The 18,981-nt window shown below is 74.0% G+C and carries 15 protein-coding genes; 7 read left to right on the top strand and 8 right to left on the bottom strand.

Annotated elements, in window-relative coordinates; genetic code table 11:
• Nucleotides 1–17: 17 nt before the first annotated feature.
• The 3 genes from AQJ64_RS24360 to AQJ64_RS24350 are packed head-to-tail and all read left to right on the top strand — an operon-like array spanning nt 18 to nt 3,647.
• Nucleotides 18–1,427: an NtaA/DmoA family FMN-dependent monooxygenase gene (locus tag AQJ64_RS24360; RefSeq protein ID WP_055634371.1), complete on the top strand. Its 1,410-nt coding sequence runs from the start codon at nt 18–20 to the stop codon at nt 1,425–1,427.
• On the top strand, nt 1,424–2,506 hold the full coding sequence (locus tag AQJ64_RS24355; RefSeq protein WP_055634370.1) for an LLM class flavin-dependent oxidoreductase: 1,083 nt from the start codon (nt 1,424–1,426) through the stop codon (nt 2,504–2,506). The genes AQJ64_RS24360 and AQJ64_RS24355 overlap by 4 nt, the downstream gene beginning before the upstream one ends.
• The gene (locus AQJ64_RS24350) at nt 2,499–3,647 is read left to right on the top strand and encodes an LLM class flavin-dependent oxidoreductase (RefSeq protein WP_055634369.1); all 1,149 of its coding nucleotides are present in this window, start codon (nt 2,499–2,501) and stop codon (nt 3,645–3,647) included. Before AQJ64_RS24355 ends, AQJ64_RS24350 begins: the two co-directional genes overlap by 8 nt.
• Here the strand turns inward: AQJ64_RS24350 and AQJ64_RS24345 are convergent.
• The 5 genes from AQJ64_RS24345 to AQJ64_RS24325 all read right to left on the bottom strand — a co-directional run bounded on the left by AQJ64_RS24345 (nt 3,626) and on the right by AQJ64_RS24325 (nt 8,310).
• Nucleotides 3,626–4,729 (bottom strand): phosphotransferase enzyme family protein, encoded by a 1,104-nt coding sequence (locus AQJ64_RS24345; protein ID WP_055634368.1) that lies wholly within the window; start codon nt 4,727–4,729, stop codon nt 3,626–3,628. The two genes, AQJ64_RS24350 and AQJ64_RS24345, sit on opposite strands and share 22 nt — an antisense overlap.
• Nucleotides 4,726–5,487, bottom strand: a complete 762-nt coding sequence (locus AQJ64_RS24340; protein WP_055634367.1) for an ABC transporter ATP-binding protein — start codon at nt 5,485–5,487, stop codon at nt 4,726–4,728. Before AQJ64_RS24340 ends, AQJ64_RS24345 begins: the two co-directional genes overlap by 4 nt.
• Nucleotides 5,484–6,245, bottom strand: a complete 762-nt coding sequence (locus AQJ64_RS24335) for an ABC transporter permease (RefSeq protein ID WP_055634366.1) — start codon at nt 6,243–6,245, stop codon at nt 5,484–5,486. The genes AQJ64_RS24340 and AQJ64_RS24335 overlap by 4 nt, the downstream gene beginning before the upstream one ends.
• Nucleotides 6,242–7,279 (bottom strand): ABC transporter substrate-binding protein, encoded by a 1,038-nt coding sequence (locus AQJ64_RS24330; protein WP_055634365.1) that lies wholly within the window; start codon nt 7,277–7,279, stop codon nt 6,242–6,244. The genes AQJ64_RS24335 and AQJ64_RS24330 overlap by 4 nt, the downstream gene beginning before the upstream one ends.
• Before the next feature lie 110 nt (nt 7,280–7,389).
• Nucleotides 7,390–8,310, bottom strand: coding sequence for an ABC transporter substrate-binding protein (locus tag AQJ64_RS24325; RefSeq protein WP_055634364.1), 921 nt, complete (start codon nt 8,308–8,310; stop codon nt 7,390–7,392).
• 381 nt (nt 8,311–8,691) lie between these two features.
• Here AQJ64_RS24325 and AQJ64_RS24320 point away from each other — a divergent pair, with 381 nt between their 5' ends.
• Complete coding sequence (locus tag AQJ64_RS24320; protein WP_055634386.1) at nt 8,692–9,576, top strand: sulfurtransferase; 885 nt, start codon at nt 8,692–8,694, stop codon at nt 9,574–9,576.
• Here the strand turns inward: AQJ64_RS24320 and AQJ64_RS24315 are convergent.
• Both AQJ64_RS24315 and absR1 read right to left on the bottom strand, forming a co-directional pair.
• Nucleotides 9,482–10,987, bottom strand: a complete 1,506-nt coding sequence (locus AQJ64_RS24315) for an MFS transporter (RefSeq protein WP_211286504.1) — start codon at nt 10,985–10,987, stop codon at nt 9,482–9,484. The two genes, AQJ64_RS24320 and AQJ64_RS24315, sit on opposite strands and share 95 nt — an antisense overlap.
• Before the next feature lie 194 nt (nt 10,988–11,181).
• Nucleotides 11,182–12,267: a beta-glucuronidase AbsR1 gene (absR1, locus tag AQJ64_RS24310; RefSeq protein ID WP_059202982.1), complete on the bottom strand. Its 1,086-nt coding sequence runs from the start codon at nt 12,265–12,267 to the stop codon at nt 11,182–11,184.
• A gap of 95 nt (nt 12,268–12,362) precedes the next feature.
• On the opposite strand from absR1, the gene AQJ64_RS24305 reads away from it, so the two are divergent.
• Nucleotides 12,363–14,087 carry a LuxR family transcriptional regulator AbsR2 gene (locus AQJ64_RS24305; protein ID WP_059202981.1) on the top strand — a complete coding sequence of 575 codons (1,725 nt, stop codon included), beginning with the start codon at nt 12,363–12,365 and terminating at the stop codon, nt 14,085–14,087.
• A gap of 7 nt (nt 14,088–14,094) precedes the next feature.
• On the opposite strand, the gene AQJ64_RS24300 is transcribed toward AQJ64_RS24305, so the two are convergent.
• Nucleotides 14,095–16,659: a CHAT domain-containing protein gene (locus AQJ64_RS24300; RefSeq protein WP_055638829.1), complete on the bottom strand. Its 2,565-nt coding sequence runs from the start codon at nt 16,657–16,659 to the stop codon at nt 14,095–14,097.
• Between the two features lie 247 nt (nt 16,660–16,906).
• On the opposite strand from AQJ64_RS24300, the gene AQJ64_RS24295 reads away from it, so the two are divergent.
• Nucleotides 16,907–18,319: a S8/S53 family peptidase gene (locus AQJ64_RS24295; RefSeq protein ID WP_059202980.1), complete on the top strand. Its 1,413-nt coding sequence runs from the start codon at nt 16,907–16,909 to the stop codon at nt 18,317–18,319.
• Nucleotides 18,320–18,401: 82 nt separating this feature from the next.
• Nucleotides 18,402–18,977 carry an RNA polymerase sigma factor gene (locus AQJ64_RS24290; RefSeq protein WP_055636934.1) on the top strand — a complete coding sequence of 192 codons (576 nt, stop codon included), beginning with the start codon at nt 18,402–18,404 and terminating at the stop codon, nt 18,975–18,977.
• Nucleotides 18,978–18,981 lie beyond the last annotated feature (4 nt).

Raw genomic sequence — 18,981 nt, 5'->3', positions numbered from 1 at the left:
ACGGAGAGCCGACCACCATGAGCAAGCCCCTGAAGCAGATCCATCTGGCCGCCCACTTCCCCGGCGTCAACAACACCACCGTGTGGAGCGACCCGAAGGCCGGCAGCCACATCGAGTTCAGCTCCTTCGCCCACTTCGCGCGCACCGCCGAACGCGCCAAGTTCGACTTCCTCTTCCTCGCCGAGGGCCTGCGGCTGCGCGAACAGGGCGGCGCCATCTACGACCTGGACGTGGTCGGCCGCCCCGACACCTTCACCGTCCTCGCCGCGCTCGCCGCCGTCACCGACCGGCTCGGCCTGACCGGCACCATCAACTCCACCTTCAACGAGCCCTACGAGGTCGCCCGCCAGTTCGCCAGCCTCGACCACCTCTCCGGCGGCCGCGCCGCGTGGAACGTGGTCACCTCCTGGGACGCCTTCACCGGCGAGAACTTCCGGCGCGGCGGCTTCCTCCCGCAGGACGAGCGCTACTCCCGCGCCCAGGAGTTCCTCGCCACGGCCACCGAACTCTTCGACTCCTGGCAGGGCGACGAGATCGTCGCCGACCCGGCCACCGGCACCTTCCTCGGCGACGCCAAGGCCGGCGCCTTCGTCCACGAGGGCCACCACTTCGACATCCACGGCCGCTTCAACGTCCCGCGCAGCCCCCAGGGCCGCCCGGTGATCTTCCAGGCCGGCGACTCCGACGAGGGCCGCGAGTTCGCCGCGTCGAGCGCCGACGCGATCTTCAGCCGATACGCGCAGCTCGAAGCGGGCCAGGCCTTCTACACGGACGTCAAGTCCCGCCTCGCCAAGTACGGCCGCCGCTCCGACCAGCTGCTGATCCTGCCGGCCGCCAGCTTCGTCCTCGGCGACACCGACGCCGAGGCCCAGGAGATCGCCAAGGACGTGCGCCGCCGCCAGGTCAGCGGCGCCACCGCCCTCAAGCACCTGGAGTTCGTCTGGAACCGGGACCTCTCCTCGTACGACCCCGAAGGCCCCCTCCCCGACGTCGACCCGGTGGTCGGCGAGCAGCACATCTCCCGGGGCCGCGCCCAGGTCCGCATGTACCGGGACCCGCTGGCCGTCGCCCGCGAGTGGCGCGAGCTCGCCCAGGCCAACAACTGGTCCATCCGCGACCTGGTCATCGAGACCGGCAACCGGCAGAACTTCGTCGGGACACCCGAGACCGTCGCCCGGACCATCGACGAGTACGTCCAGGCGGACGCCAGCGACGGTTTCATCCTCGTCCCGCACATCACCCCCACCGGCCTGGACGAGTTCGCCGACAAGGTCGTCCCGCTGCTCCAGGAGAAGGGCGTCTTCCGCACCGAGTACGAGGGCACCACCCTGCGCGACCACCTCGGCCTCGCCCTCCCCGACTCCCGTCCGCGCTCGAGCGGGGGGATCCCCGTGGACGAGACGGCGGGCGAACGGGCCGCGTCGTGAAGTTCCTCGCCATCACCCTGATCGTGCACCGCCCGGACCCGCTCACCGGTGTCCTGAAGTCCACCCAGGACCGCTTCCGCGAAGTGCTCGACAACGCCCTGCTCGCCGAGGAACTCGGCTTCGACGGCTTCGGCGTGGGGGAGCGGCACGAACGGCCGTTCCTCTCCTCCTCGCCGACCGTCGTCCTCAGCCACATCGCCGCGCTGACCCGGCGGATCCGGCTGTTCACCGCGGTGACGACCCTCAGCCTCCTCGACCCGGTCCGCGCCTACGAGGACTACGCCACCCTCGACCACCTCTCCGGCGGCCGGCTGGACCTGATCATCGGCAAGGGCAACGGGGCCGCCCAGCGCGAGCTGTTCCAGGTCACCCCCGAGGACCAGTGGGAGCGCAACGCCGAGAGCTACGAGGTGTTCCGGCAGATCTGGCGGAACGACAGGGTGACCGCGGCGACCCGCTTCCGGCCGGAGCTGAAGGACGCCGAGGTGTGGCCGCGGCCGTACCAGCGGCCGGTCCGGGTCTGGCACGGCAGCGCCACCAGCAAGGAGTCCGTCGACCTGGCCGCCCGCTACGGCGACCCGCTGTTCTCCGCGAACGTCACCCGCCCCATGGAGCCCTACGCCGAGCTGATCCGCCACTACCGCGAGCGGTGGGAGCACTACGGCCACGATCCGGCGGCCGTCACGGTCGGCGCGGGCTCGGCCGGGCTCCTCGTGACCCGCACCTCCCAGGAGGCGCTCGCCGTGTACCGGCCGGTCTTCGAGGCGAACCTGGCGTTCCAGAGGCAGGTCGGCCTGCCGGTGGTCTTCGACACCCTGGAGGACTTCGTCACCCGCAGCTCCGCCCTGATCGGCAGCCCGCAGCAGATCATCGACAAGGTGCACCGCTACCACGAGCAGCTCGGCCACACCGTGCTGCATCTGCACGCGGACGCGGGCGGCCTCACCGACAGCCGCCACCGGGACTCGCTGGAGCTGTTCCAGTCCGAGGTGGCGCCGGTGCTGCGCAAGGAGATACCGGACCCGCCGTTCGCCTGGGCTCCGGTGCGTCCCGCCACCGGGGAGCCCGCCCATGCCTGAGATCCCCCTCGGCGTCCTCGACCTGGTCCCGATCTCCTCCGGATCGACGGCCGCGGACGCCCTGCGCAACTCCGTGGACCTCGCCCGGCGGGCCGAAGACCTCGGCTACGCCCGTTACTGGTTCGCCGAACACCACCTCAACCCGGGCGTCGCCGGTACGTCCCCCGCCGTCGTCCTCGCCCTCACCGCCTCCGCCACCTCCACGATCCGGATCGGCTCGGGAGCGGTGCAGCTCGGGCATCGCACCGCGCTGTCCACGGTGGAGGAGTTCGGGCTGCTCGACGCCCTGCACCCCGGCCGCCTCGACCTCGGCCTCGGCCGCTCGGGCGGCCGCCCGCCGGGCGGGAAGCCGGTGCCGCCGGCCACGGTGACGCCGGTCGTCGACGGCCGGGCCCCGAACGGCCTGCTCATCCCGCCCCGCTTCTCCTTCGACGGCCTGCTGAGCTCCCCCCGGTTCGCCCTGCACCACGAGCTGCTCCTGCTGCCCGGCGCGACGTCGCAGGACTACGCCGAGCAGATCGAGGACATCCTCGCCCTGTTCGCCGGCACCTACCGCACCGAGGAGGGCGCGCAGGCGCACATCGTGCCCGGTGAGGGTGCCGACGTCGAGGTGTGGATCCTGGGCAGCAGCGGCGGCCGGAGCGCCGAGGTCGCCGGCGGCCGCGGACTGCGCTTCGCGGCGAACTACCACGTCAGCCCGGCCACGGTGCTGGAGGCCGTGGACGGCTACCGCTCCTTCTTCCAGCCCTCCGAGTTCCTCGACAAGCCGTACGTCAGCGTCTCCGCGGACGTCGTGGTCGCCGAGGACGACGGCACGGCCCGCGAACTCGCCACCGGCTACGGCCTGTGGGTCCGCAGCATCCGCACCGCCGAGGGAGCGATCCCGTTCCCCACGCCCGAGGAGGCCCGCACCCACGAGTGGAGCGACGAGGACCGCGCACTCGTCCAGGACCGCCTCGACACCCAGTTCGTCGGCTCACCGTCCCAGGTCGCCGACCGGCTGGAACAACTCCAGGAGGCCACCGGCGCCGACGAACTGCTCATCACCACCATCACCCACGACCACCGGGACCGTGTCCGCTCCTACGAACTCCTCGCCGAGGAGTGGCGCCGCCGGGGTCACTCCCCCCGGCCGAGCTGAACCGCGGGAGCTCCCACGGCGTGCGCCACGACGTCGAGCAGATGTCTTCCGCGGTCCCCGGCGAACCACTCGGCGTGGCCCACGTAGTACTCGTACGCCAGCCGGGTGTTCTCGGCGGACCGGGTGACGCCGTGGAAGTAGCCGAGCTCGGACAGCGCGAACTCGGCGTGCACCAGGGGCAGGAGGGCGGGCAGCGCGGCGGACTCGGCGGGGCCGAGCGGACGTACGGCCTGGTAGCCGGTGAGGAGGGAGACCGCGTCCTCCTCACGCACCGGGTAGCCGGGCCGCAGCCACTGCACGGCGTTGCGCTCGATCGCCGTGGCCAGGTCGTGCACGGCGGTCGTGCGGTCGCTCATGCCGAAGTCGAGGACGGTGGCCACCCGCCCCTCGCCGTCCCACAGGAGGTTGGAGGCGTGCCAGTCGTTGTGGGTCCACAGGGGGGACAGGGCAGGCAGGTGCGGGGCGAGCCGCGCATGGAGCGCCAGCAGCACCCTGCGGGTGTCCTCGCGCCAGGGGAAACCGGCCAGAGCGGCGGCCAGCTGGGGGCGGTCCGCCACATACCGTGACAGTCCGGTCCAGGGATCCTCCCCCGCGAACACCGTGAACGAGGCCACCAGCGGCTGCACCCGGCGGCGGGGCGCGTCGAACCCCTCCGCCGCCAGATGCAGCCGGGCCAGCGCCTCGCCCGCCGCCCGCGCGTGCGTGGGGGAGCGGAACGGCGACCAGGACAGCGCGTCCCGGTACAGGTCCTCACCCGCCCCGGCCGAGTGCACCTCGTACGTCCACTCGCCCCGCTCCGCCGCGTCCAGCACCTCCACCACCGGCGCGCCCCGCTCCCGCAGATGCCGCAGGAACGCGTGCTCCTCGGCCAGACCCGCCAGGGACCGTACGGTGACATGGTGCCGTTTCACGAACAGGCGCCGTCCGTCCCGCTCGACGACGGCCGCCGCCGACAGCGGGCGCGGGCTGCGCCACACCACCCGCGCCGGGCCGACCACATCGGTGACCTCGGTGTCGGTCAGCGGCGCCCAGTCGGGTTCGACCGGCTCGGTACCCAGGCCGTGGGCCAGATGCGCACTCACGGTGTCCGCACCGCCGTCGGTCCACGCAGCGCTTCCAGAACGATCTGCTCGGTGGCCGTGAAACCGGGCGCCGTGAAGTCGTCCGCCCCGCGCGGCCGGGCCAGCGGCACCTCGACGCGCCGGACCACGGTGGCCGGGCGCCGCGACAGGACGTGCACGGTGTCGGCGAGCAGCACGGCCTCCCGGATGTCATGGGTGACCAGCACCACCGTCCACCGGTGGCGCTGCCACATCCCGGCCAGCCACAGCTGCATCTCGGTGCGGGTCAGCGAGTCCAGCGCGCCGAACGGCTCGTCCAGCAGCAGCACCGGCCGCTCCAGCACCACGGTGCGCAGCAGTGCGGCCCGCTGCCGCATCCCTCCGCTGAGCTGGGAGGGATACGCCTGCTGGAATCCGTCGAGACCGAAGTCGGCGAAGAGCGCGTCCGCCCTGGCCCGCGCCTCCTTCTTCCGCACGCCCTGGGCCTCCAGGCCCAGGGCGGTGTTGTCGAGCACGGTCCGCCACGGGAACAGCAGGTCCTTCTGCGGCATGTAGGCGACCTTGCCGGAGGCCACCGACGCCGGTTCTCCCTCCACCAGAACCCGGCCGGACGTGGGACGGTCGAGGCCGGACACCAGGTTGAACAGGGTGCTCTTGCCGCTCCCGCTCGGGCCGATCACGGCGGCGAACTCGCCCGGCTCGACGGAGAGCCGGAGATCCCGCAGCACCTCCAGGTCGTCGAAGGACTTCCCCACGTCCTCGATGTGCAGACTGCTCACTTCCCGGCCCTCCGCTCCCACGGCAGCACCAGCCGTTGCAGCAGGAAGGTGGCCCCGAACAGCGCGATGCTCAGTGCCGCCGTCACCGCGACCGCCGCGAACACCAGGTCCGTGCGGAACGCGCTCTTCTGCGCCTGCATATAGATTCCCAGTCCTGCCTCGGCGCCCGCGTACTCGGCGAAGACGGCGCCGACGACGGCGTAGGTGATGCTCACCCGCAGCCCCGCGAAGAAGTACGGCATCGCGCTGGGCACCCGGACCAGCCGGAAGGCCCGCCACCGCCCCGCGCCCAGCGAGCGCAGCAGCCGCATGGCCTCGCGGTCGGTCGCCGCGAAGCCGGCGGCCAGGTTCGCCGCCAGCGGGAAGAACGTCGTCAGCGTCACCACCAGCATCTTCGGCAGCAGCCCGAAGCCGAACCAGATGATCAGCAGGGGTGCCACGGCGACGATCGGGATCGTCTGCGAGGCGACCAGCAGCGGGTACAGGCCCCGGCGGGCCGCGGCCGAGAAGTCGAGGAGCACGGCCACCAGCCAGGCCGCCGCGAACGACAGCGTGAAACCGAGCAGCGTCTCCTGGAGCGTGGGCAGGGTCTGCGCCCACAGGTCCGCACGGTTCACCCAGCCCTGCTCGACGACCCGCGCGGGGGACGGCAGCGTCGTCGGGTCCACGCCCGCCGTCGTGACGTACAGCTGCCAGCCGCCGAGCACGACGGCCAGCACCAGCAGAGGCGGCCACAACGACCGCAGGAGAGACCTCACTTGGTGTCCGGCAGGTAGGCGTTGGTGAAGAACTCGGACGCGTCCGGCGTCTTGGCCGGCTTCTTGCCGTCGGCGTCGCTCAGCAGCCCGGCCCGGTACTCGAAGTCGGCGAAGGCCTGCCAGCGTTGGGCGGTCTGGGTGCCGATGGTGCCGTCGGCGCCCTTGTAGTACTCCTTCGCCAGCAACCGCTCGCTCTTCTTCACGAGTGCGGTGTTGGTCAGCACGCTCTTGTTGGCGGCGACGAGGAGGTCGGCGGCCTGGTCGGGGTGGGCCGCCGCAAAGCGGTAGCCCTTGTCGACGGCGGCCAGGAACGTCCTCGCGACCGCCGGGTTCTTCTTCAGGAACCGGTCGGAGGACGCTATGAGCGTCGAGTAGATCGCCGGGAAGCCGTAGTCGGACAGCTGGAAGTTCTTCAGCGGCTTGCCGCTCAGCTCGGCCTCGAGCCCCTCCCAGGTCGGCATCGGCATCGCGAAGTCCGCCTTGCCCGCGTAGAGCGCCGCGTACGCCGAGGTGTTGAGGGTGACCTGCTTGAAGTCCCCCTTGCCGCCCGCGTTCTGGATCACCTTCCGCAGCAGCGGCTTCTCGTAGGGCGCGCCGAATCCGGCGTACGTCCTGCCGTCCAGGTCCTTGGGGGAGGAGATGTCGTCGCGGTCCGCCCGCACGGCGACGGTCACGTTCGTCTTCTGCGTCACCGCGTACACCGAGGTGATGTCCTGACCCGCCGCGCGGGCCGTGGTCACGCCCTCCTGGTAGGAGATCCCGAAGTCCGCCTTGTGGTTGGCGATCAGGGTCTCGGGAGGGGTGGAGCCGTAGGGCACGATCCGCAGATCGATCCCGGCGTCCTCGAACCAGCCCTTCCGCAACGCCACGTAGATGCCGGTGTGGTTGGTGTTCGGGGTCCAGTCCAGCGCGAGGGTGACGGTGGTGGTGCCGTCCTTCGCGGCGGCCGAGGAGTCGGCGCCGGTGGCGCAGGCGGTGGTGAGGGCGAGCAGGGAGAACGCGGCTGTGGCGGACAGGAGGGTGCGGCGGCGCATGCCAGGGTCCTTCGTACGGAGGGGGAGTCGGGCGGCGAGGGGCGGTCAGGCCCGACACAGCGCGCTGTCCACCCGCTTGAAGTCGACGGCCAGGCGTCGGGTCAGCAGCGTCACGCGGCCACGTCCAGCAGGCCGTTGGTGAAGGACCGGTCCCAGTGCCGGTCGTCCGTGAGGGCCCCGTTCTCCGCGAGCCAGTGCGCGTACGGACCCATCCGGTCCGCGTCGATCACACCCCAGCGGCCGTCCGTGTCCGTCCAGGTGGGCGCGACGAGGGCGAGCGAACGCGCGATGAGGGGGCGGGGGAAGTACGGGATGACCCGCTCCAGCAACTCCAGTGTGCGGTCGGGTTCCCGAGCGGCGGCCGTGTAGCCGCGGGCCGTCACGGCCAGGAAGTCCCGCACGAGTGAGGGCTGTTCGGTGAGCAGCCGGTCGCTCGTGCCCAGCAGATAGCTGTGGTAGCGGGGCGCGCCGATCTCGTCCACCGGCCACGTCACCCGCCGCTCCTCCGGCAGGCCGCCGCGCAGCGCGTCCCAGGACCAGTAGGCGCCGAAGGTCGCGTCGGCCTCGCCCGCCTCGATGTCGTCCACGGTCAGTTCGCGGGCGCCCGCGTCCACGGTGATCACGGCGTCCGGATCACCGCCGTCGGCGGCGACGAGGTGACGGACCATCGCGCGGCCGCGCGGCGTCGGGTTGTAGGCGATCCGCCGGCCGGCGAGGTCGCGGGGGCGGGTGATGCCGGTCGAGGCGGTGGTCTGGATCGCCTCCAGGCCCCGGTGGTTGACGGCGGCCACGGCGATCAGTGGCTGGCGGTGCCGGGCGCGGCGCTCCAGCAGTCTGTTCGGCGGGAAGATGCCGAAGTCCACCTCGCCCCGGGCCAGATACTCCAGGGTGTCGCCCCGCCCCGGGTCCTGCACCACCAACTCCACGTCCAGACCGGCCTCGTCGAACCAGGTACGGGCACGGGAGACGTACAGACCGGCCGCATTGGGCCACGGGTGGAAATAGTCGAGCATGACCCGTACGTGAGGCATGGAGGTACTCCGGGAACTGCGCGCGCGGACGCGGCGGGAAGAGAGACGAGGGGGTGGGACGTGTCAGCGGGAGCGGCGACAACAACAGGAGCCGCACACCGGGGCACAGGCCACCGGAGGCTTCGGCTCTACTGCTGCGGACACGTGAACTCCTACGCGGGGCACCTGGCTGGTGCGGTTGGTGCGGTCGGCGTCCCCATGGGGACCGTGCTCGGCGCACGGATCCCAGACGCCCTCTCAGCCCGGTCGGGGAGGGGCTCCCGCGTAGATGGCCGAAACCATAACGGCAGCCGACCGGCATCGCGCAAGCATGATCCGGAATGTGAGACGGTGCTGCCCGACGGGCAAGACGCGCAGGTCGCGGGCGTAGCATCGGCCGCCATGACCCCCTCCCCCCTGCCCGGTCCCCTGGTCGACGACGCCTGGCTGGCCGCCCGCCTCGGCGATCCGCGTCTGGTGGTGCTGGACGCCACCGCGCTGCTGCCCTCGCCCCGGCACGACGGCGACCACCGCTCGGCGAGCGGTCGCGGCACCTGGCTCGAGCGTCACCTCCCCGGCTCCCGGCACGCCGATCTGACCGGCGACTTCTCCGACCGGGAGGCCCCGTACCACTTCGCCGTGCCGTCCCCCGGCGCGCTGGCCGCCGCACTCGCCCGGGTCGGCGTGGGGGAGGGGTGCTCGGTGGTCGCCTACGACTCCGGGGGCGGGATCTGGGCGGCGCGGCTGTGGTGGATGCTGCGGGCCGTCTCGGTGCCCGCGGCCGTGCTCGACGGCGGGCTGGAGGTCTGGTCGGCGGCCGGCCGGCCGGTCGCCTCCGGCGAGGAGGCGGAGCCGGAACGGCCGGTCACCCCGGTGACCCCGCGACCGCGTCCCGGGGTGTGGACCGATGTCCACGAGGTGGCCGCCATCAGCCGGGGCGAGCGCCCCGGGACGCTCGTCTGCGCCCTGCCCGCCGGCGGGTACGACGGGTCCGTCCCCACGCGGTACAGCCGCCGGGGACACATTCCCGCAAGCCGCAGTCTTCCCGGCCGCGAACTGCTCGACAGCCAGGGCCGCGTGCTGCCGCAGGCCGACCTCGCCGCCCGCGTCGGCGCCGTGCTCGGCACCCGGGACACACCGGTCGTCCTGTACTGCGGCGGGGGCATCTCCGCCGCGGGGACGGCGCTGGCCCTCACCCTGCTGGGTCGCGCGGACGTCTCGTTGTACGACGGTTCGCTGGAGGAGTGGTCGAGGGATCCGGCACGACCGCTGGAGACGGGTGCCTGACCGCGGAGGGCTCCCGCCGCAGCACCGCGCTCAGCACCAGCCCCACCCCCAGCAGCCCCGCGCACACCACCGACGCCACCGCGAACGCCGACCTCGGTGCCGCCCCTTCGGCCCCCTCCGCCCCCGTCGATCCCCGCAGATAGATCCCGGACACCGCGCTCAGACACACCGCCGCGGCGATCCGCTGGGCCATCTGAAGGATGCCGCCCGCCACCCCCGCCGCCTCGGCGGGCGCGTGCTGGAGCACCCTGGCCTGGTTGGGGGAGACCGCCAGACCGCCCGCGACCCCCGCGCCCAGCTGGACCACGGCCAGCGCCACGGGCAGCACGGCGAGCGGCAGGTGCGTCGCCGCCAGCGCGCCGCCCAGCAGCGCGAGGATCCCGAGGGCCAGTCCGGCGGTGACCGTGTGCGCGCCGATCCGGCGCACCACCCGCCATGCCACCGCCGACGACACGCCCATGGCGACGGCCGACGGCAGGGTCACGGCCGCCGTCGTGAGCGCCGACAGGCCGAGCCCGCTCTGGAGGAACAGCGTCAGCACGAGACTCGCCGCCATCGACGAGCCGAACTGTGCCATCGCGACGACCGTGCCGAGCGCGTAGGGCGCCGACCGCACCAGTGCCGGATGCAGCAGCGGCACCCGCTCCCGTCGTATCCGCCACCACTGCCCGAGCACCAGAGCGCCCGCCGCCGCGAACGCCGCCGCTCCCCACAGCGTGACCGCTCGGCCGCTGCCGGGTGTCCTCATGAACGGCAGCATCAGCGACAGCGTCAGCGCCGCGACGCACACCAGTCCCCAGACGTCCGGGCGGCCGGGCGCGGCGACGCGCCGGGGAGGGGGCAGCCGGCGGGCCGCCAGCCACAGGGTGACCACCCCGCACGGCGCGCTCAGCAGCAGGCACAGCCGCCAGCCCGTGCCCGGACCGCACAGCGCGACCAGGGCGCCGCCGAGCGCCGGACCCAGCGCCGCCGCCACACCGCCGGTGACGGCGTACAGACCGAGGGCGCGCGCCCGGTCCAGACCCCGGAAGACGTCCTGGAGGGTGCCGATCACCTGGGAGTTCACCAGTCCGGCACCGGCGCCCTGCACCAGCCGGGCCGCCACCACCGTGCCGGGCCGGGTCCCGGTGGCGGCGATCACCCCGCACACCACGAACGTGGCGAGGCCGACCAGGAACAGATGTTTGCGACCGCGCACATCCCCCAGGCTGCCGCCGGGCACCAGGGCCAGTCCGAAGGCGAGCGAGTAACCGGAGACGATCCACTGCACGTCCATGGCGGTGGCCGACAGCGACTGACGCAGCGCCGGCACGGCGATGTTGAGGACCGACTGGTCCAGCAGGGTCGTCGCCCCGGCCGCCAGACAGACCGTCAGCACCCGCCGGGCCGCGCGATCCTCTCCCGGGAGCATGGCGTCATGATCACACCGTCCGGACGCCGCCGTCCCGCCACCGGGCCACCTGTTCGCACGACGGAAACATCCCGTTCGTACCGGGCCCCGGGACGGCGCGGCCGGGGGTGACGTCTCCCTCCCCCGAAGGAGACGTCACCCCCGGCCCTTCCCCCCCGGCGCCGGACAGTGGTCGGTACGCGGTCCCGTGCCGCTCACCAGCACATGACCGCCGTCTCGCCCGAACCCCAGCCCGAATACAGGCGGACCCGGACGAAGTAGCGGCGGCCCTTGACGAGCCGGGCCCCGATCGTGGCGTTGCGCGGGGTGCCGCCGTCGTCCCGGCCGGCCAGGAAGCGGGGTTCGCCGTCCCGTTCCTCGAAGACCACGACGACGGAGTCGCTCTCCCCGAAGGTGCCGACGGTGTACTCGCGGGTCTCCCTCGGCTCCACGGTGAAGTCGGCCTGCTCGCCAGGCCCCAGCGACAGCGCCACCGACCGGAACGGCACCAGCGCCGGCGGCCGCGGTGCGTCCAGCGGCGGGTACCAGCGCAGCACGAACTCCTTGTCCAGCGGGGAGAGCGCCCCCGGCGGGTGGACCCCGCCCCGGAACTGCTCCGGCTCCAGGATCAGCCCCGCCGCGAAGGGGTACTCCATCACGGACTGCGGATCCCACACCGAGCCGTTGACCTCGGCCGGATCCAGCTTGCGCAGGACGTTGAAGAACGTGCGGTCCCGGCTCCAGTGGTTCGGCGGGCCCGCCAGATCGGCGTAGACCGCCTCGTCGTCCCAGTGGATGCCGGCGAACGGGCTCTGGTGCTCGTGCTGCATGCCGAGCGCGTGCCCGATCTCGTGCAGGGCCGTCGCCCGCTCCCCGGGAGCGGTCAGATCCCAGCCGAAGTTCATGGTCCGCTCGTTGAGCCCCGCGAACAGCGCGTCCCGGCCCACCGCCGACCAGGACCCGTCCCCCTGCTGGAAGCCGATGCGCAGCTCAGCCTCCGAACGGTCCGCGACCTCGGCGAACGACACCCCGATCCCGAGCCCGGCCCACTCGCGGAAGCAGTCGCGCACCACGTCGCGCTGGTCCCCGCCGCCGACCCACGACACCCGCCGGGTGCCCCCCGCCCCCGGCACCGGGATCACCGAGGCGTCGCTCTCGCCGGTGAAGAAGTGGTAGTGCAGGACCGTGCCGTTGACCCACATCCGGCGCCCGCTCATGAGCGCGCCCAGCCGCTCGGCGGCCAGCCCCGGCGCGAACGCGGGGACCGGCTGCTGTGCGAGCGAGCAGTAGCGGGCGGTCATGGGCACCAGGGTGCGTGACGGCCGGGCCGGGCGCCTGAGTCGGGGGCTACTCAAGTCGCCCTGTATCAGACCTGAGCATCCGGGCTCCTGATGACGTGACGACGATCGAGACGTACGCCGGGACCCTCCGCCTGCCCTTGCCGTTCACCGGACGGGAGGAGGAACGGGAGCTGGTGCGCCGTTCGCTGGCGGCGGGCCGGCCGGGCATCGTGCTGACGGGACCGGCGGGCTGCGGCCGCACACGGCTGGCGGCCGAGGCGGTCCGCTCCACCGACTGCGCCCGTGCGGCCGGCACCCCCGGCACCCGGGGCACCGCCTTCGCCGCGTTCGCCCACCTGCTCCCCGAGCGCGTCACCCTCCACCGGGCCGTCCGGCTCCTTTCCGACCTCCGGCTGCTGCTGGTCGACGACGCCCATCTGCTCGACGACGCCTCCGCCGCGCTGCTGCACCAGCTCGCCGTCCGGGGCCGCACCCGGCTGCTGGTCGTCGTCACCGAGGGCGTCCGCGCACCGGACGCCGTCACCCGGCTGTGGACCGGCGAGCTGCTGCCCCGCCTGGCCCTGGAGCCCCTCCCCGCCGAGGACATCGCCCAGCTGCTCGCGGCCGACGCGGGCGGCCCCCTCGCCCCCCTCACCGTCGACCGGCTGCACCGCATGTGCCGGGGCGACCTGCGCCTGCTGCGCGACCTCCTGGCCGCCGTACGCGACGAGGGCTTCCTCAGGCCGGCGCCCGGCACCGAGGAGCCGGCCTGGCGCGGCCGGGTCCCGCTGACCCCCACCCTCCGCGAACGCGCCGCCCCCGTCCTCTCCCGCCCCTGTCCGGAGGAACGCGAGACCCTCGACCGGCTCGCCTTCGCCGAACCCCTGCCGCTGCCCGCGGACTCCCTCGATCTGCGGGTCCTCGAACGCCTGGAGGCGGACGGCCTGATCGAGGCGGACGACGGCGAGCCCGCGACCGTACGCCTGGCCGACCCCCTCCACGGTCCCGTGCTGCGGGCCGCCGCCGGACGGCTGCGCGCGCGGCGGCTGAGCGCGGGCCGCCGGCCCCTGGACGACGCCCTCGACGCGGAGTCGGCCGCCCTGGCCCACGGCATCGCCCGGGCCGACGTCCGCGCCGGGCGGGCCCCGGTGGGGGAGTGGCTGGTCGCCGAGGGGGAGCCCGTCCCGCCCGGGTACGCGGCCGTCCGTGCCCGCCACGCCCGCCTGCGCGGACAACCCCGCGAGGCCGCCGCCTGGGCGCGGGAGGGACTGGCGAGCGCGGCGCAGGACGCCGCATGCCTGCGTGAACTCGATCGGGCGGCGGCAGAGCTGGGCCAGGCGGAGGTGGCCCGCGACGGCGACCCCTACGCCGCCGTACGCCTCGGCACCCCCGAGGAAGCCCTCGGTCTCCTCCCGCCCGGCAGTGTCTTCGCCCGCCACGCCCAGGCCCTCGCCGACGCCGACGGTCCCGCCCTGGACCGGGTCGCCGAGGACCTGGCGGAGCGTGGGTTCCTGCTGTTCGCGGCGGAGGCGCACGCCCAGTCGGTACGGGTCCACCGCGACCCCACGGCCGCCCGCACCGCCCGCACCCGGGCCGTCGCCCTGGCCCGCCGCTGCCCGGGCGCGCGCACCCCGGCCCTGTCCGGACCGGCCCTGGGCGAACTCACCGCCCGGCAGCGGCAGATCGTCACCCTCGCCGCCGCCGGACTGAGCAACCGTCAGATCGCCGAACGGCTCACCCTGTCCGTCCGCACGGTCGGCAACCACCTCTACGGCGCGTACACGCGCCTCGGCGCCGGGGACCGGGCGGCCCTGCCCTGCCTGATGGAGCAACCCGCCTAGGGGGCGTTCACGCCGCGCCGAACGCCGTGAACGCCCACCCCGTCGCCTGGTGCAGCGCGTCCCCCGGCAGGGCGGCCCGTGCGTCGCGCAGCGCCTCCGCGAGACCGGCGCCGTCGCTGAGGCCCTTGTGCAGGGCCAGCATCAGCGGCACGACCGCCGCGTCGTTCACCGGCGCGCTGCTCGCCACCACGCCCGCCGTGCCCAGCGGGAGCAACGCGGTGACCAGACCGAGGAGTTCGTCGGCGCCGACCGAGGCGAGCCGGGCGGTGTCACAGCTGGAGAGGATGATCCGGTACGGGCTGCGGGCGAGCCGCTCGAAGTCATGGACGATCAGCGGGCCGTCGGCCATCCGCAGCGCCGAGAACATCGGGCTGTCCGCGCGGAAGGTGCCGTGCGCGGCGATGTGCGCCAGCGCCGCCCCGTCCAGTTCCCGCAGCACCCGGTTCCCGTGCGCGTCGGCCTGCTCCAGCACCGTGGGTCTGCCGTACCGGCCGGCCACCTCCGGCACCTCGGCGCCACCGGTCGCCAGCCCCGGGCCGCGCACCAGGACCTGCCGGCCGCCGGGCGGTGGCTCGGTGTCCCGGGCCCGCAGCCAGGCGCTCGCCGACGGCGACACGCTCACCACCCGCTCGCGCAGCGAGGGCAGCAGCGCCCAGGGGACCCGGTGCAGCCGTGCCGGGGGCACGACCACCACCGGCCCCGTGCCCAGCCGCCCGGCCGCCTCGCCCAGCAGCAGCTCCTCCAGCCGCCGCCCCGCCGTCTCGGCCAGCGGCAGCCGCGCCTCCCCGCCGGGGTGGGCCAGCCGGCGCAGCGCCGACTGCACGTACTCGGCCTCGCGTTCCGCCTCCGCCAGCAGCCCGCCCGTGAACCGCCGCACCCGCCCCCCGCCGCACAGCAGCACCTGCACCCGCCCGTCCAGTACGGCGAGTTCGACGAGCCGCCCGTCACCGAGCCGGTCCAGGAGCCGGCCCGCGTCGAACCGGCCGCCGTGCCCCGGCGCATGACCGCGGATGTGCAGGGTGCGGGAGCGGATCTCCCGCTCCAGCCGGCGCTGCTCCCGCTCCAGGGCCGGCACCGGACGCCCGTCCATCCGGGCCTCCTCCGCGCGCGCCGCGATCACCCGGAACGCGGTCAGCCCGCTCAGCAGCGCCGGGTCGGCGGGCGGCCGGGTCGGCGGGGTGGACAGGGCCGTCGCCCGCCAGCGCTCGCTCCACTCCAGCAGCCGGCGGGGCCCGCCCCGTTCCAGGCTCACCTGCTGGGCCAGCGCGGCCAGTTCGGCCCCCTGCGCGGTGGCCCGGGCCCGCAGCTCCGAGGCGCCCAGCGTCGTCCGGTGGTCGTCGAGGACGGCGAGGCCGCGCCGGCAGGCCTCCAGCACCCCCCGGTCCGACCCGGTGGCCCGGGCCCACAGCGCCTGGGCCGCCCAGCCCGTCATCCGCGCCAGCGGCGGCCCGCTGCGCCGGCTGCGCGCCGCGACCTCCAGATAGCGTTCGGCGTCCGCCGACCAGTTGAGGCCGAGCGCGATCCGGCCCGCGAGCAGCCAGGCCTCCGGCGCGGCCGGCGCCCCGAACGAGGACAGCCGCTCCGCCACCTTGACGGTGTCGGCGACCAGCCGTCCCGAACCACGCCCGGCGGCCACCCGCGCGTCGATCAGCACGAGCTGGGCGTGCGCCTCCCACCAGGTGCGCCGCTGCCCGGCGAACAGCCGCACGGCCACCGCCGCCCGCGCGATCGCCGTACCCGGATCGCCCGCCAGCCGGGCGGCCCTGGCGGCGGCCAGCAGCAGTTCGGCCTTGCGGGTGGACTGGCCGCCGATGCCGTCCAGGACCGCTATGGCCGCGTCCGCCTCGGCCAGCGCCTCCGGCGCCAGCCCGGCCGCCATCAGCACCTCGCAGCGGCGGATGTTGAGCATGAAGGTGGGGGTGCCGAGCTTGGCGTACCGCTCCTCGGCCTCGTCGAGGAGCCGCAGCGCCGCCGGGACGTCCCCGGAGCGGAACGCGGCCAGGCCCCGGCTCTCCACCGCGTCCGCCTTGTCGTGCTCCTGGCCGGTGGTGTCCCACAGCGCCTCGGCGGCCGTGAAGTCCGCGTCCGCCCGCTCCACCGCCCCGAGCGCGAGGTGCACGGTGGCGCGCAGGGTCAGCGCACGCGCCGTCCAGATGACGTCGTCCGCCTGCCGCAGCACCGGGATCGCCCGCCGTACGTCCTCCAGGGCCTGCGGGTGGTGCCCGAGCACCCACCACGAGTAGGCCCGCCGGTACAGCACGCGCGCGCGGGTGTGGCCCGTCCCGCGCTCGATCCCCCGCTCGAAGGCCGTCAGGCCCTGCCGGGTGCGGCCGGCGTGCACCAGCGCCACCCCGAGCGTGGCCAGCACGTCCGCCTCGCGCTCCGCGGAGTCCGCGCGCGCCGCCAGGTCGCGGGCGCGCCGCAGATGGTCCAGGGCGAGCCGCATGTCGCCCCAGTCGCGCTGCCAGATACCGATCACCTGATGCGCCACCGAGGCGGTCAACGGCGTCGGATCGGTGGCGAGCACTCCCTCCGCCCGCGACAACGCGTCGTTGGGGGCGGCGAACACCATCGGCAGCAGTTCCAGAACCGGGTCGTTTCCCGCTGTCACTCCACGGATGGTAGTGCTCCGCACGGCAGGCCACACCAGTTGGGAGCCGTATCGGCCGGTATCGGCGGGGGCAGGGGTGGCGTACGCACACAAGTACGCCACCCCGTTCCGCAACCGCACCACCGTCCCCGCCGTCGCACCACCTGTATCAGCGGACCGCGTCGCGGATCTGACTGACGACACACCGGCCAGGGGGAGGACACACGCCATGGCACCACGGCGATTCCACGAACAGTTCGACCAGATCCAGCGCGCGCTGCCCGGCGTACCGCTCGCGATGGGGCCCGACGACTCCGCCGAGTTCATCTACGAGAAGGGCGTCGTCCTCGCCCGCGACGGCGAGGAGGCACAGGTCGTCGAAGACACCGTCCGCGCCCACTTCACCGCGACCGACGGCCTGACCGCCGACGACGTCCGCCGCGCGGGCCCGCGCACCAACCGCTCCGGCATCACCCGTATCCGGGTCGGCGACCCCGGCCACGGCGACCATACCGCCGACCACGCCGTCGCCGGCGCCGTGCGCGCCCTGCGCGAGGCGGAGGGCCGTACCGGACACCGCCTCGTCAGCCGCAACCACGTGGTGTCGATCTCCGTCAACGCCTGCCCCGGCGACGAACCCGTGCCCGCCCCGGCCACCGGCCGGCCCAACCCCGCCCCGGCCGACGGCGGCCACGACCCGGACACCGCCGTCGGCGTCCTGGTGATCGACACCGGCCTGATGCACGACTACCGCTCCTACCCCCCGCTCGCCCACACCGACGGCGACCTCCAGATCCGCGAGACCGACGAGGACGGCGTCCTCCAGCAGTACGTCGGCCACGGCACGTTCATCGCCGGACTGGTCGCGGCCGTCGCGCCCAACACCGACGTGACCGTACGCAACACGCTCAACGACTGCGGCGCGATCCTCGAGGACGAGTTCGGCGAGAAACTCTTCGACGCCGTGGAGCAGGGCGGCTGGCCGGACATCCTCAGCCTCTCCGCCGGCACCTCCAACGGCCGGGTCGACGGCCTCCTCGGCCTCGACGCGTTCCTGCGGGCCCTGCGCGCACAGCGCACCCTGCTGGTGGCGGCCGCCGGCAACAACGCCAGCGCCACCCCCTTCTGGCCCGCCGCCTACGGCTCCCTGCCCGAGTACGCCGACGCCGTGCTGTCGGTCGGCGCGCTGCGCGCCGACGGCGAGTTCGGCGCCTGCTTCAGCAACCACGGCCCCTGGGTACGGGTCTACGCCCCCGGCGAGCGCCTCACCGGCGCCCTCACCGGCTTCGCCGCACCCGTCCCCTACGTCTACCAGCACTCCACCTACGAAAGCTGCCGCTACGGCTTCGGCTACGCCTGCACCTGCCGCTCCCCGCGCCACACCGGCGTGCTGAGCGACGGCTCGGGCAAACCGGACCAGGTGATGTTCGAGGGGTTCGCCTCCTGGAGCGGGACCTCTTTCGCCACCCCCCTGGTCGCCGGGCTCGTCGCCGCCCACATGACCGCGAACAAGGAGACCGATCCCCGTGCCGCCGCCCGTCAACTGCTCGAGAAGAACACCGCGTTCGCCGAGGTGCGCGGGGCGCACGTCCCGGCGCTGCGCCCGGCCGGCTGGCGTCCGGCCCCGGTCGGCCCGTCCTGAGCGGGCGGGCGGGAACCGCGTGAGGTCCGAAGGAGCACCCGTCACGGCGTACGATGACAGGCCGTACACGAGGGGTGGGGCCGTGGACCGTACAGATGTCGGCGCGCTCGTCCGGTCGGCCGTCGACGGTGAAACGGCGGCCTGGAAGGCGCTCGTGGAAGGGCTGAGTCCGCTGGTGTGGTCGGTCGTGCGCGCGCACCGGCTCTCCGAGGCCGACGGACACGAGGTCTACCAGACCGTGTGGTTCCGCTTCGCCCAGCACCTCGGCCGGATCCGCGAACCGGAGAAGGCGGGATCGTGGATCGCGAGCACCGCGCGCAACGAGTGCCTGAAGGTGCTCAAGAGCTTAAGGCGGCTGACACCGACCGACGATCCCCAGCTGCTCGACCGCGCCAGCGACGAACCGACGCCCGAGCAGTCGGTCCTCGACGCGGAGGAGGCGGCCGTGCAGAGCGAGCGCGTCCGCTTCCTGTGGCAGGAGCTCGAGGCGCTCGGCGACCGCTGCCGGCAGCTGCTGCGGGTGCTGATCTCCTCGCCGCCGCCGAGCTACCAGGAGGTGTCGAGCGCACTCGGCATCGCCGTGGGCAGCATCGGACCGATGCGCCAGCGATGTCTGCGCCGCCTGCGGGCCCGACTCGACGCACGGGGAGCACTGTGAACGG

Origin of the sequence: Streptomyces griseoruber, assembly GCF_001514205.1 — a bacterium.
GTDB lineage: Bacteria > Actinomycetota > Actinomycetes > Streptomycetales > Streptomycetaceae > Streptomyces > Streptomyces griseoruber.
This window is presented reverse-complemented; position numbering and strand designations above follow the sequence as displayed.

Coding starts and splice junctions, on each gene's coding strand:
- AQJ64_RS24350 (WP_055634369.1), top strand. CDS start 2,499: ATGCCTGAGATCCCCCTCGGCGTCCTCGACCTGGTCCCGATCTCCTCC.
- AQJ64_RS24295 (WP_059202980.1), top strand. CDS start 16,907: ATGGCACCACGGCGATTCCACGAACAGTTCGACCAGATCCAGCGCGCG.
- AQJ64_RS24320 (WP_055634386.1), top strand. CDS start 8,692: ATGACCCCCTCCCCCCTGCCCGGTCCCCTGGTCGACGACGCCTGGCTG.
- absR1 (WP_059202982.1), bottom strand. CDS start 12,267: ATGACCGCCCGCTACTGCTCGCTCGCACAGCAGCCGGTCCCCGCGTTC.
- AQJ64_RS24360 (WP_055634371.1), top strand. CDS start 18: ATGAGCAAGCCCCTGAAGCAGATCCATCTGGCCGCCCACTTCCCCGGC.
- AQJ64_RS24330 (WP_055634365.1), bottom strand. CDS start 7,279: ATGCGCCGCCGCACCCTCCTGTCCGCCACAGCCGCGTTCTCCCTGCTC.
- AQJ64_RS24300 (WP_055638829.1), bottom strand. CDS start 16,659: ATGGTGTTCGCCGCCCCCAACGACGCGTTGTCGCGGGCGGAGGGAGTG.
- AQJ64_RS24325 (WP_055634364.1), bottom strand. CDS start 8,310: ATGCCTCACGTACGGGTCATGCTCGACTATTTCCACCCGTGGCCCAAT.
- AQJ64_RS24315 (WP_211286504.1), bottom strand. CDS start 10,987: ATGCTCCCGGGAGAGGATCGCGCGGCCCGGCGGGTGCTGACGGTCTGT.